The sequence below is a fragment of the Flavobacterium plurextorum genome, assembly GCF_024638035.1.
In the GTDB taxonomy this organism is placed as follows: domain Bacteria; phylum Bacteroidota; class Bacteroidia; order Flavobacteriales; family Flavobacteriaceae; genus Flavobacterium; species Flavobacterium plurextorum.
Map to the genome: position 1 here is coordinate 3523612 of NZ_CP100442.1, position 13633 is coordinate 3537244.

Sequence of the window (13633 nt, forward strand, 5' to 3'; positions counted from 1 at the left end):
AAAGACAAAAGAAAGAGTAAAGAAGCAAGATTTTATAAAGTTTTTCATCTTGGTTCTAGCTTCTTAAAAAAACAAAACAATGAGCACTTTTGATATAAATACAATTACGCGTGAAAACGTAAAATCTTTAAAGCCTTATTCTTCTGCCAGGGATGAGTTTGAGGATTTTGATACTGCTGAAATGATTTTTCTGGATGCCAATGAAAATCCGTTTCAAAATGGTGTAAACCGTTATCCAGATCCGCAGCAAAGTTCAGTTAAAGCAATTTTAGCTAAAAATAATAACGTAAAGCAAAGTCAGATTTTGTTAGGAAATGGAAGTGATGAAGTTTTAGATTTGCTTTTTAGAGCTTTCTGTGAACCTAAGAAAGATAATATTATTTCGCTGCCGCCAACTTACGGAATGTATGGTGTTTTGGCAAATATCAACGCTGTAGAAAACAGAGAGATTTTACTTTCTAACGATTTCCAGCCGCAGGTTGAAAAGATTTTAGAAGCAGTTGACGAGAGTACAAAAATTATCTTTTTATGTTCGCCAAACAATCCAACTGGAAATTCATTTTCAGATGAAAGTGTTGTAAAACTGCTGCAGAATTTTAATGGATTGGTTGTTATTGATGAAGCTTATATTGACTTTTCTGATAAAGAAAGCTGGCTTGCAGAAATTGATGAATATCCAAATTTGGTTATTACACAAACGCTTTCAAAAGCCTATGGTCTGGCAGGAATTCGATTAGGAATCTGCTATGGATCTGAAGCTGTTATTTCGGTTTTAAACAAGATTAAACCGCCATATAATGTAAATGAATTAACGCAGCAAAGAGCTAAAGAACGTTTAAAAGATGCTGAAAAAATTAAACAAGAAATAGCTTCTATTGTAAAACAAAGAGAGGAATTACTTAAGGTTTTACTTGAAGTAGGTTTTGTAGAAAAAGTGTATCCAACAGAAGCTAATTTTGTCTTGGTAAAAGTAGATGACGCAAATAAAAGATACGATCAGTTAATTAAAAAAGGAATTGTAATTCGAAACAGAACAACGCAGCCTTTATGCGAAAACTGTCTTCGTTTTACAATTGGAACAGAAGAAGAAAATGCTGTTTTAATTAAAGAATTAAAGTTATTAAGCTAAAATTATTAGCCACAGATTTCACAGATTAAAATGATTTTTTTACGCGGATTTGGCAGATTAAAGCAGATTTGTTTTTGATTTTTGAATCTAAAAATAATCAGCGTGCATTTGCTTAAATCTTTTAAAATCAGCGTGAAAAAAATTAGTATTAATTAGTGACTCGAATGATAGCGAACAGGTAATGTAGATTCGCAGCAAAAGAATAAACGCAAACGAAAAAATCATTTTAATCTGTGCAATCTGTGGCAGAAAATATAAACTATGAAAAAAGTACTTTTTATCGATCGTGATGGAACGATCGTTTTAGAACCTGAAAATTTACAATTGGACAGCTTAGATAAACTAGAATTTTATCCAAAAGCTTTTCAGTATTTAGCAAAAATTGCAGGTGAATTAGATTACGAATTGGCAATGGTAACCAATCAGGATGGTTTAGGAACGGACAGTTTTCCTGAAGATACGTTTTGGCCGACACAGAATTTTATTTTGAGAGCTTTTGAAAATGAAGGTGTTTTATTTGATGAGATTTTTGTTGACAGATCTTTTCCAGAAGAAAATGCGCCAACACGTAAGCCAAGAACAGGAATGTTGACGAAATATTTGAATAATCCTGAATATGATTTAGAGAACTCATTTGTTTTAGGTGATCGTTTAACAGATGTTGAATTAGCAAAAAACCTTGGTGCAAAAGCGATTTTCATGAATGATACTGATGGAGCAGGAAGCAATGAAATTTCATCAAAACGTGAAGAGCTAAACGAAACAATAGTTTTGCAAACAATGGATTGGAAAAAAATCTATGAGTTTTTAAAACTAGAAGCGCGTTCAGCATCAATTACTCGTAAAACCAACGAAACGGATATTTATATCAATTTAAATCTTGACGGAACTGGAAAAAGTAAAATCGATACAGGAATTGCTTTTTTTGATCATATGTTAGATCAAATCTCTCGTCATGGTCAAATGGATTTGGAAATTACTGTAAAAGGCGATTTAGAGGTCGATGAACACCACACAATCGAAGATACGGCAATTGCACTTGGTGAAGTTTTTGCAAAAGCGCTAGGAAACAAATTAGGAATCGAACGTTATGGATTTTGTCTGCCGATGGATGATTGTTTAGCACAAGCTGCAATTGATTTTGGCGGAAGAAACTGGCTGATTTGGGAAACGGAATTTAAACGTGAAATGGTAGGCAAAATGCCGACTGAAATGTTTTATCATTTCTTTAAATCGTTTACCGACGGCGCAAAAGCGAATTTAAATATTAAAGCGGAAGGAATTAATGAGCATCATAAAATTGAGGCAATCTTTAAAGCTTTTGCAAAAGCAATAAAAGTAGCCGTAAAAAGAGATACTGAAAAAATGATTTTACCTTCGACGAAAGGAATGCTTTAAAATTTGTTTCAAGTTTAAAGTTTCAGGTTTCACGTTTGGTTGAGTAACTTGAAACGTGAAACCTGAAACAAAACAAACAACAATTAAATGAAAATAGTAATTATAAATTACGGAGCAGGAAATATTCAAAGCATTATGTTTGCTATTGAAAGATTGGGTTTTAAAGCTGTTTTGAGTGATGATCCGAATGAAATTTCGTCAGCCGACAAAGTGATTTTTCCGGGTGTAGGCGAGGCGAGTTCTGCGATGTTTAAACTTCGTGAAAGTGGTTTAGATAGTTTAATTCCGAGTTTGAAACAGCCCGTTTTAGGAATTTGTCTCGGAATGCAGTTAATGTGCAATTCAACTGAAGAAGGAAATACGAAAGGATTAGAAATTTTTGATGTAGATGTCGTAAAATTTTCAAATAAAGTAAAAGTGCCTCAAATGGGGTGGAATCAGATTTATGATTTAAAATCTGATTTGTTTACAGGTATTTCTGAAAATGAATTTATGTATTTGGTTCATAGTTTTTATGCGCCAAATTGCACGGAGTCTATTGCTACGACAAATTATGATCTTGAATACGCATCGGCATTGCAAAAAGATAATTTTTACGGAACTCAGTTTCATCCAGAGAAAAGCGGTGATGTCGGGGAAAAGATTTTGGGGAATTTTTTAAGAATGTAAAATTCCAATTTCAATATCAAAAATCAATCAAAATATCAATTTTGAAAATCAGAGAAGGCTTTATGACTTTCGACTTTCAAACTTTAAGACTAAAATAAAATGAGAATAATACCAGCCATAGATATCATTGAAGGAAAATGCGTTCGTTTGTCCAAAGGTGATTATGATACGAAGATAATTTACAATGAAAACCCGCTTGAAGTAGCAAAATCATTTGAGGCGCACGGAATTGAATATTTGCATTTAGTAGATCTTGACGGTGCAAAATCGAGCAAAATTGTCAATTATAAAATTTTGGAACAAATTGCATCACAAACGAGTTTAAAAATTGATTTTGGAGGCGGGTTAAAATCAGATGATGATTTGCGAGTTGCTTTTGAAAGCGGTGCAAACCAAATTACCGGCGGAAGTATTGCAGTAAAAAACAGAACAATTTTTGAAAAATGGATTTCTGAATACGGTTCAGATAAAATCATTTTAGGTGCCGATGCAAAAGATGAAAAAATTGCAGTTTCAGGATGGTTAGAAGAATCAAACGAAGATTTGATTCCGTTTATACAAGATTATCAAACGAAAGGAATTCAATACGTTATTTGTACTGATATTGCAAAAGACGGAATGCTTCAAGGTCCGAGTTTTGAATTATACAGTAAAATTTTAGCGGAAGCGAAAGGCATAAAATTAATAGCTTCCGGCGGAATTTCAACTTTTGATGAATTACCTCAATTAGCGGAATTAGGTTGTGAAGGAACCATAATTGGAAAAGCGATTTACGAAGGAAGAATCACTTTGAAACAGTTGGAGGATTTTATAATTAGAAAATGAGAAAATTTGATAATTAGATAATTATTTTGCGGACTGTAAATTAATTATCTAATTGACTAATTTTCTAATTAACACATTAGATAAATGTTAGCAAAAAGAATTATACCTTGTTTAGATATAAAAAACGGAAGAACTGTAAAAGGTGTTAATTTCGTTGACTTGCGCGATGCTGGAGATCCAGTAGAATTAGCAGAAATTTACTCGGCTGAAGGTGCTGATGAATTGGTTTTTTTGGATATTTCAGCAACCGAAGAACGACGTAAAACGCTGGTGAATATGGTGCGAAGTGTAGCGGAAAAAATTAATATTCCGTTTACTGTCGGCGGTGGAATTTCGTCTGTTGAAGATGTTGAGATTCTTTTGAATAACGGAGCTGATAAAGTTTCGATCAATTCATCGGCAGTAAAAAAACCGCAATTGATTAATGATTTGGCTCAAAAATTTGGAAGCCAATGCGTTGTAGTAGCTATCGACGCTAAACAAATTGATGGACAATGGATTGTACATTTAGTTGGCGGAAAAGTACCCACTGAATTAAATTTATTTGACTGGGCTGTTGAAGTTGCAGAACGCGGCGCAGGAGAAATTTTATTCACATCAATGGATAATGATGGAACGAAAAATGGTTTTGCAAACGAAGCTTTGGCTAAACTTTCAGAATTAGTAAACATTCCAATTATTGCTTCTGGCGGAGCAGGAAATATACAGCATTTTGTAGATTCTTTCAAAGTCGGAAAAGCTGATGCTGCATTAGCCGCAAGTGTTTTTCATTTCAAAGAGATCGAAATCAAAGCGTTAAAACAAGAATTAAAAAATAACAATATAGAAGTCAGAATCTAGTTTGAAAAACATGAGTAATATTGAAATACAATTAAGTAAAGCAAAATTAGTCAAACTAGTTTTCTTTTCAGTTCTGTTTTTAGGCGCGAGTCTTTGGATATTAATTTATCAACCAAAATCGAATCATTTTATTTTTGGTAATCCCTATATTATGAATACGGTTTCAGTTCTAGGTATTTTATTTGGGGGGATGTCGTTATTTTTTTCAATAAAGAAAATGGGAGATAAAAAGCCAGGAATTATAATTGATACTAAAGGAATTATTGATAATTCAAGTGCTTTATCAATAGGAAGAATTCCTTGGAAAGATATTGACGATATTATTGAAAGAGTCGATTTTAATCAAAAATCAATTGCTTTAATCGTGAAAAATCCAGAGGAATATATTGATAAACAAACATCATTTTACAAAAGAAGAATGATGAGAGCAAATTTTAAAATGTCAGGCTCACCAATTGCTATTTCTCCAAATTCTCTTAAAACTAATTTAGAGGAATTGGGTAACATCTTAACCGAGAAACATACAGAATATTTAAATTCCAAAAATCTATCCTGATAGCCATCGGGATCAAATCTAAAATAATATGAATATAGATATCAAAAGCGCACACGGATTAATTCCGGCGATAATTCAGGATTCAGAAACAAAAAATGTTTTGATGCTGGGTTATATGAATGAAGAATCGCTTCAAAAAACAATAGAAACTCAAAAAGTAACATTTTTCAGCCGTTCAAAACAAAGACTTTGGACAAAAGGTGAAGAGAGCGGTAACTTTTTGAATTTGGTAAGTATTAAAAATGATTGCGACGGAGACACACTTTTAATTCAGGCAAAACCAGTTGGGCCAACTTGCCACACAGGAGCAGATACTTGCTGGCAAGAACCAAACAATGCTAATTACGGATTTATTTCTCAGTTAGAGAACACAATAAAAACTCGTAGAGAGAATGCCGATTCAGAGAAAAGTTATGTTGCTTCGTTGTTTGAAAAAGGAATCAATAAAATTGCTCAAAAAGTAGGAGAGGAAGCTGTGGAAGTGGTTATTGAGGCCAAAGATGATAACGACGATTTGTTCCTCAGCGAAAGCGCTGATTTACTTTTTCATTATCTAATTTTATTACAGGCTAAAGGTTTTCAGCTGAATGATGTTATTGAGGTTTTAAAGAAACGTCAGAAGTAAGATTTGATTTTTGTCATTTCGACCGAAGGGAGAAATCACACTCGAATGTAGACAAAGATTAGATATGCTTTGCAGAGTTTCTTGTGTGATTTCTCCCTTCGGTCGAAATGACAAACTAACAATTATGCTTAATTAAAGATCAACGAAGTCTCATTCCACAAACTCAAAAACAGCAAATTCTCTTGGCTGATGAAAGCCAAATTTTAAGCTTTTATAAGGCTGTAATGCAAGGTATTCAGTATTGCTGCCATAATCAATTCTAAAAGCATTTCCTCTCCATTTAGATCCGATTTCAGGTTTTTTGAAATTACCATTTTCAATTTTTTCTAGACTTGAAAAAGGTATTTTTATTTCGGTGCAATAGCCTTCGGTTGTTGTTTTACTTATGGTTTCTAATCCCTCAATATCAAAATCCATATATGTTTTCCATCCGCCGCATTCGGCAGAAATACATTTTAAAAGCATGTCATAATTGGTTGAAAAAGCATTTACGCCAATTTCTACATAATTTTGTCCATTACCATCTGGATCGATAAAAATTTCGACTAAGTCATCTGTTTTAAAAATTGGAAAATCTTTCTTCTGTTTTGAACCAGTTATTTTGGAATCTAAGGAACGAAAAGCGATATAAAGATTTTCATCATTCCATGCAAAGGAAACCATTGTGTTTTGACTTGCTTTTTCAGCAGAATTATGAATTACAAAAGGACCTGTGAATGGTGTTTTCCAATCTGATAAGTCTCCGTCTACAGTTAATTTTTGATTCGTTTTATAAATCGGAATAGTCTGCGAATGACTTGTTATCGAGCACATCAGGAAAAAGAGAAAAACAATCTTGATAAATTTCATAAAGGTGTTGTGAAAAAAACGAAATGGCTAAAGTAAATAAGAATAATGAATTTTAACACTAAATAGGATTAATAGAAATTATAAAATAAAGAAAAAAATTGATTTGAATGTTTACATTTGTTGAAGATTAAACGGGTTTAATTGCCTTATTTGTCATAAAATTATAAATAATGAAAAAAATCTTTAGCGGCGTTTTTATCGCCTTTTTAATTGGTTTTACTGCCAATGCGCAAGGACTTTTGAAGAAGTCTGAAACGGTTTTTACACATCAGGATACTTTACGCGGAAGTATTACAAAAGAAAGAGCTTGGTGGGATTTAAAATACTATCATTTGGATGTGAAAATAAATCCAAAGGAAAAAACAATTACTGGTTCAAACACTATTCGTTATACTGTATTATCAGAATACAATAAAATGCAGATTGATTTGCAGGAACCAATGCAGATTTATAAAGTTACGCAAGGCGGAAAAGATTTGAAATTTAAACGCGATGGAAATGCTTTTTTTATTGATTTAATTGAAAAACAAAAGATTGGAGAGGTTAAAGAAGTTGTGATTTCATTTGGCGGAAAACCTAGAGAAGCAGTTAATGCTCCTTGGGATGGTGGAATCAGCTGGAAAAAAGATAAAAATGGAAAAGATTTTATTGCTTCATCTTGTCAAGGATTGGGCGCAAGTGTTTGGTGGCCAAATAAAGATCATATGTATGATGAAGTAGAGAATATGCTAATTAGTGTAAATGTTCCAGGAGATTTGACAGATGTTTCTAACGGAAGACTGCAAAGTGTTAAGAAAGAAAAAGATGGAACTAAAACTTTTAACTGGTATGTTTCAAATCCTATTAACAATTATGGTGTAAATATAAATGTTGCGGATTATGTGAATTTTTCTGAGAAATTTAAAGGAGAAAAGGGAGATTTAGATTGCAGTTATTATGTTTTAAGAGATAATCTGGCTATTGCTAAAGAGCATTTTAAAGACGCTCCGAGAATGTTGAAAGCTTTTGAAAACTGGTTTGGTCCATATCCGTTTTATGAAGATAGTTACAAATTGGTTGAAGTTCCTTATTTAGGAATGGAGCATCAAAGCAGTGTAACTTATGGGAATGATTATAAAATGGGATATAAAGGAAAAGATTTAAGCGGTACTGGCTGGGGCTTAAAGTTTGATTTTATTATTATACATGAATCAGGACATGAGTGGTTTGCAAATAATATTACTTATAAAGATATTGCTGATATGTGGGTACACGAGAGTTTTACCAACTATTCTGAAAGTTTGTTTATTGAGTATTATTATGGAAAAGATGCGGCCGCTGAGTATGTAATTGGATGCAGAAGAAACATTGAAAATGATAAACCTATTATTGGGCATTATGATGTGAATAATGAAGGTTCAGGTGATATGTATCCAAAAGGAGCAAATATGCTGCATATGATTCGTCAGGTTATTAATGATGATGCAAAATGGAAATCGATTTTAAGAGGTATGAATAAAACTTTTTATCATCAAACGGTTACAGGTAAGCAAATTCAGGATTATATCAATGAACAGTCGGGGATTAATTTCAACAGAGTTTATGCACAATATCTAACAACAACTCAAATCCCAGTTTTTGAATATATGTTTAAAAATGGAACTTTCGGATATCACTGGACAAATTGTGTAGCTAATTTTGATATGCCGGTAAGAGTGAAATTAAACGGTGTTGAAACCTGGTTGAAGCCTACAACTGAATGGAAATCAGAAAAAACAACGAATGAGAATAGAACTATTGAAGTGGATAAAGATTTTTATGTGACGAGTTCTAATATTATAGAATAAAATTCAAAATAAAAATTTCAATGCGAAGTTTTGTGAGCCCGATAGGTTATAATAACTTGTCGGGTTTTTTGTTTAAATAACGGTTTTGTTTTTCTTGATAAATCAAAAATATTCTTCTGTTTTTGTTAGTAACTTTTTTAAATTGAATCTGTTATGATATTATTTTTTTTATTTTTTGTACGAATATTACCTTTTTATTTTTAACTTAGACGGCAATCGGTTGAATTAAAATCAGTTAATTCAATCAAGTTTAAAGCGTAATCTGAAAAGCTAATAGAGTAAGAAAAACAAACAAATCATGCAATTATGAAAAATTTAAAAAACCTAAAAAACATTGAGATTTTGACTAAAAATGCACAGAAATTTATAATGGGAGGTGTACTTCCATATGTAAATCCAACAATTGGCTTATGCGACAGATTGTGCGGAGAAGCCGGTGGAGTTTTATCGAACACACCAGGTAAAGGAGATGTTTGCCTTACAGGAACTTCTACATGCTGTTATTGCAGATAGATGATTTAAACAATGAAAAGGCTTCCAAATACTGGAAGCCTTTTTGTTTTAGCGACTATTTAATTTCGCTTTTTCTTTTATAATATCAGCAATCTTACGATTTTCGATTTTGCTTTCAAGCCACGAAATTATATCAAGATATAAAAAGGCTCTTTTTTCGTAAGTGTTTTTTTCAAGTTCAACAAAACGTGCGTGCATTTTTTTGAATTCCTTTTTTATATCCGCTGGATAGAAATTATTCAGGTTTCTTAAGAACTTAATAATTTCCTTTTGAACTTCGTGCAAGTCATTCATTTTGATTAGGAACTTATAAGTGTTTTTAAGATGATTTTCTAAGTAATAATCTTTTCCCAGTTCGTAATGTGCAATTAAGGACAATAGTCTTGCAAAACACATTAAATCTTCGCGCATCGATAGATTTTTGTTGTTGATGATTTTATCTAAATAATTGATGCATTCATTGTATTTTTCATTTCCAAAATAAATAGAAGCGATTTTATAGAAGAACAACATTTCGTGATGTTCATCAAGATGTTCACTGTGCAGTTTTATTTTTTCTAAAATTTCAGGAATTAAATATTCACTTTCGGCAAAAGTACCTTCTAGAATATGTAAATTTAGTTTGTTGTTGTATACGTACAAAAACGAAAGTGACGCAATATTATCGTTTACAGGAAATTTTGGATCTTCAATAGTTTCTTCTAGCAGCGAAAGATACTTTTTAAAATTCGAAGTATATTTCAACATATAAAGCGATTCTAGAAAATAATGATTTCCTTTTAAGAAAAATACAGGATTCAGGTAAATCATACTTGGATTATCGTAGAAAAGTTTAACCCATTTATAAGCAAACTTATAACTCGCTAAGAAGTCCTGTACTAGAAAACTTCGCCAAAGATTGGCGTTATAGAACCAATATTTTTCACGAAAACCAAATTGGCTTTCATCAAGTTTGGCAATATGTTTATGAAAGTAATCATCAATATATTTGTATTCTTCATCACTTTTTACGTATCCTGTTTTAAGCATGATTCCGTATAACTGAAGAGAAAGATTCGATAATTTGCTGGAAATTGTATTTCGATAGTTTAATTCTTTTGCCTGTACAACCAATTCGTCGGCGCGCCCCTGAATACTTCGTGTGATGTATTGCGACTCAATAAGTTTTTCGAATTCAACGATTTCATACGCCATGTATTTTTCGTCATTTTCTAAAGCTTGTTGTTTGGTCTTGTCAAGAATCTTTAAACTTTGTTTATATAACCCTTTATTATAAAGTATAACGGCAAAATCTATTTGTTCACGAAGTTGATAACGAATGTTTTGGCTGGGAATATTCAAACGAATGCTAACCAAAATTTGTTTGTATAAGTATGATTTTAAGTTAGACAGCTGCACTTTTTTGATGCTTCCGCTCTTCAAAATAAGTTTTTCATCGTAGGTTTCAGATTTATCCAAGATATTGAATAATTCAATGAATTTAGTATTCGAACTTGTTTCCAATCGACTTGCAAAAATTTTAAACTGCCTTTTTTCAGATTTAGAAAGTGATTTTATAAGAACAAATAAGAAATCTTTTTGATGGTTAGCCATTGTAAAAAATAATATAATAACTTATTGATTATTAGTGATTTAACTCGTTATAAATTGCGTTATATACAGTATAATTTCATTAAAATGAATTTCGTGCTGAAGAAGTACAATATATATTTGTTATCAAGATGTGAAATTACATTAAATAAATGAATATGAATAGAGAGAAAGTTCAAATTTTTGACACCACTTTGCGAGATGGTGAACAAGTTCCAGGATGTAAGTTAGATACTAAGCAAAAGTTAGTTATCGCAGAACGATTAGACAAAATGGGAGTTGATATCATCGAGGCAGGTTTTCCTGTGTCAAGTCCGGGCGATTTTTTATCGGTCTCTGAGATTTGTAAAATTGTTGAAAATGCAACCGTCTGCGGACTTACAAGAGCCGTAAAAAACGACATTGATGTTGCTGCAGCTGCTTTAAAGCATGCTAAAAGACCTAGAATCCACACAGGAATCGGAACATCTGAATCTCATATACTCCACAAATTAAATACTACACCAGAAGATATCATTGCAAGAGCAAAATATGCTGTAGCTCACGCAAAAACATATGTAGAAGATGTAGAATTCTATGCAGAAGACGCTGGAAGAACAGATAATGCATTCTTGGCAAAAGTTTGCGAAGAAGTAATTAAATCTGGTGCGACAGTTTTAAATATTCCGGATACAACTGGATATTGTCTGCCTGAAGAATATGGTGCAAAAATTAAATATTTGAAAGAAAACGTAAAAGGAATCGAAAACGTAATCCTTTCATGTCACTGTCATAATGATTTAGGAATGGCAACTGCAAACTCAATTGCAGGAGCAATAAATGGAGCAAGACAAATAGAATGTACTATAAATGGTATTGGTGAAAGAGCAGGAAATACAGCACTTGAAGAAGTGGTAATGATCTTTAAACAACATCCTTACTTAAACCTAGATACTAATATCAATACAAGAGAATTAAACGAAATGAGTCGTTTAGTTTCTGAAAGTATGGGAATGATCGTGCAGCCAAACAAAGCTATTGTTGGAGCAAATGCTTTTGCACACAGTTCAGGAATTCATCAAGATGGCGTTATCAAAAACAGAGCGACTTATGAAATCATGGATCCGCTTGATGTTGGTGTAAACGAATCGTCAATTATTTTAACAGCTAGAAGCGGAAGAGCTGCTTTGGCTTATCGTGCTAAAAAAGTAGGTTACGAGCTTACAAAAGTACAATTGGATATAGTTTACATTGAATTTTTGAAGTTTGCTGACATTAAAAAAGAAGTTTTGGATGCTGATATTCATCAGATTATTGAAGCTTCTAAAATTGAGGGAGATTTAATTAGAAGTTAGACAGCAAAGAAGGAAGAGAATAGAAGAAAGAGAATAGAAGAAAGAGAATAGAAGAAAGAGAAAAAAATAAAGATTTAAATACATAAAGAACGAGGCATTATGAATTTGAAAATAGCAGTTTTACCAGGAGACGGAATTGGACCGGAAGTAATTTTACAGGCCAAAAAAGCATTATATGCAATTGGCGAGGTGTACAATCATGAATTTGTTTTTGAAGAAGCACTTATGGGTGCAATTGCAATTGACAAAACAGGAAATCCACTCCCAGAGCAGACTTTAAATCTTTGTTTGAATACAGATGCAGTTTTATTTGGTGCAATTGGAGATCCTAAATATGATAATAATCCAAATGCGAAAGTTCGTCCAGAGCAGGGATTATTGAAGCTTCGTAAAGAACTTGGTTTGTTTGCGAATATTCGTCCAATAAAACCTTATAAATCATTAATTGATGCATCTCCTTTAAAGAGAGAGATTATTGAAGGTGCAGATTTTACTATTTTCAGAGAATTAACTGGCGGAGCTTATTTTGGAGCAAAAACACTAAATGACGAAGGAACACACGCTTCAGATTTATGTGAATATTCAGAAGAAGAAATTACCAGAATTGCACATTTAGCTTTTAAATCGGCACAAAACCGACGTAAGAAGCTAACAATGGTAGATAAAGCTAACGTTCTAGAAACCTCAAGATTATGGAGAAAAGTAGTTCAGAAAGTGAGCGCGAATTATCCAGATGTTGCTCTAGACTTTTTATTTGTTGATAATGCTGCCATGCAGTTGATTTTGAATCCAAAACAATTTGATGTGATTTTAACAGAGAATTTATTTGGAGATATATTATCAGATGAAGCAAGTGTTATTACAGGTTCAATAGGTTTGTTGGCATCAGCTTCTTTAGGAGAAAAAAATGCGCTTTTCGAGCCAATTCACGGTTCTTATCCTCAAGCAAAAGGAAAAAATATTGCCAATCCAATTGCGTCGATTTTATCGGCTGCAATGCTTTTAGAACACTTTGGTTTATTTAAAGAAGCTAATGTGATTTACCAAGCTGTTGAAAAAGCAATTGAGTTTAAAGTTGTAACGGTTGATTTAAAACCAGATTCAAAATTCGGTACGAATGAAGTAGGGGAGTTTGTTTCAAATTTTATTTTCAGCAAGGATGACTTGTTATATTTTAATAATGACAACGTTCATATCGGACAATCAACAATTGTTTAGGTATTTTATTAAAATAATGAAATAAATAACAAGAAGTATGTGAAATGTTGAGATTTTATTTTTTTAGTCCTATAAGTTTTCATACTTTTGTCGAACTAAAAAAGAAATAGATGCAAATCTCAATTATTATTACTTCTGTCTTTGTTGTCAATGTGATTCACACATCTGCAGCGGGAATGGTATAAATATAATTGAAAAACTATATTACAAACCTTCCAACTATTTGGAAGGTTTTTTTTTGAACAAAAATTAAAATAAATA

The 13633-nt window shown here is 32.3% G+C and carries 13 protein-coding genes; 11 read left to right on the forward strand and 2 right to left on the reverse strand.

The genetic code is table 11. The annotated features are described in order from the left end of the window. Window positions 1-79 precede the first annotated feature (79 nt). The 7 genes from hisC (at window position 80) to hisIE (ending at window position 6042) form a co-directional block, all read left to right on the forward strand. The gene (hisC, locus tag NLG42_RS15715) at window positions 80-1129 is read left to right on the forward strand and encodes a histidinol-phosphate transaminase (protein WP_257681517.1); all 1050 of its coding nucleotides are present in this window, start codon (window positions 80-82) and stop codon (window positions 1127-1129) included. Window positions 1130-1390: 261 nt separating this feature from the next. Then, window positions 1391-2527, forward strand: a complete 1137-nt coding sequence (gene hisB, locus NLG42_RS15720) for a bifunctional histidinol-phosphatase/imidazoleglycerol-phosphate dehydratase HisB (RefSeq protein ID WP_089059472.1) — start codon at window positions 1391-1393, stop codon at window positions 2525-2527. Between the two features lie 87 nt (window positions 2528-2614). After that, window positions 2615-3196 carry an imidazole glycerol phosphate synthase subunit HisH gene (gene hisH, locus NLG42_RS15725; protein ID WP_257681518.1) on the forward strand — a complete coding sequence of 194 codons (582 nt, stop codon included), beginning with the start codon at window positions 2615-2617 and terminating at the stop codon, window positions 3194-3196. Between the two features lie 99 nt (window positions 3197-3295). Next, the gene (gene hisA / locus NLG42_RS15730) at window positions 3296-4021 is read left to right on the forward strand and encodes a 1-(5-phosphoribosyl)-5-[(5-phosphoribosylamino)methylideneamino]imidazole-4-carboxamide isomerase (RefSeq protein ID WP_089059474.1); all 726 of its coding nucleotides are present in this window, start codon (window positions 3296-3298) and stop codon (window positions 4019-4021) included. Window positions 4022-4105: 84 nt separating this feature from the next. Continuing rightward, window positions 4106-4861, forward strand: a complete 756-nt coding sequence (hisF, locus tag NLG42_RS15735; RefSeq protein ID WP_257681519.1) for an imidazole glycerol phosphate synthase subunit HisF — start codon at window positions 4106-4108, stop codon at window positions 4859-4861. A gap of 10 nt (window positions 4862-4871) precedes the next feature. Beyond that, complete coding sequence (locus tag NLG42_RS15740) at window positions 4872-5417, forward strand: STM3941 family protein (protein WP_089059476.1); 546 nt, start codon at window positions 4872-4874, stop codon at window positions 5415-5417. 28 nt (window positions 5418-5445) lie between these two features. Further along, on the forward strand, window positions 5446-6042 hold the full coding sequence (gene hisIE, locus NLG42_RS15745; RefSeq protein ID WP_089059477.1) for a bifunctional phosphoribosyl-AMP cyclohydrolase/phosphoribosyl-ATP diphosphatase HisIE: 597 nt from the start codon (window positions 5446-5448) through the stop codon (window positions 6040-6042). Between the two features lie 150 nt (window positions 6043-6192). Here the strand turns inward: hisIE and NLG42_RS15750 are convergent, their stop codons facing one another. Continuing rightward, window positions 6193-6891: a carbohydrate-binding family 9-like protein gene (locus tag NLG42_RS15750; RefSeq protein WP_257681520.1), complete on the reverse strand. Its 699-nt coding sequence runs from the start codon at window positions 6889-6891 to the stop codon at window positions 6193-6195. A 170-nt stretch (window positions 6892-7061) separates the two neighbouring features. On the opposite strand from NLG42_RS15750, the gene NLG42_RS15755 reads away from it, so the two are divergent. Then, a complete protein-coding gene (locus NLG42_RS15755; protein WP_257681521.1) occupies window positions 7062-8717 on the forward strand; it encodes a M1 family metallopeptidase in 1656 nt (551 codons plus the stop codon). 306 nt (window positions 8718-9023) lie between these two features. Then, entirely contained in the window at window positions 9024-9230 is a 207-nt protein-coding gene (locus NLG42_RS15760; RefSeq protein WP_089059480.1) for a hypothetical protein, read from the forward strand. A 48-nt stretch (window positions 9231-9278) separates the two neighbouring features. Here NLG42_RS15760 and NLG42_RS15765 read toward each other — a convergent pair whose 3' ends face one another. Continuing rightward, a complete protein-coding gene (locus tag NLG42_RS15765; protein WP_257681522.1) occupies window positions 9279-10823 on the reverse strand; it encodes a hypothetical protein in 1545 nt (514 codons plus the stop codon). A 155-nt stretch (window positions 10824-10978) separates the two neighbouring features. Between NLG42_RS15765 and NLG42_RS15770 the strand changes: the two genes are divergently transcribed. Then, the gene (locus NLG42_RS15770) at window positions 10979-12154 is read left to right on the forward strand and encodes a 2-isopropylmalate synthase (RefSeq protein ID WP_089055993.1); all 1176 of its coding nucleotides are present in this window, start codon (window positions 10979-10981) and stop codon (window positions 12152-12154) included. Between the two features lie 99 nt (window positions 12155-12253). Further along, window positions 12254-13372 carry a 3-isopropylmalate dehydrogenase gene (gene leuB, locus NLG42_RS15775; RefSeq protein ID WP_089059483.1) on the forward strand — a complete coding sequence of 373 codons (1119 nt, stop codon included), beginning with the start codon at window positions 12254-12256 and terminating at the stop codon, window positions 13370-13372. The last annotated feature ends 261 nt before the right edge of the window (window positions 13373-13633 follow it).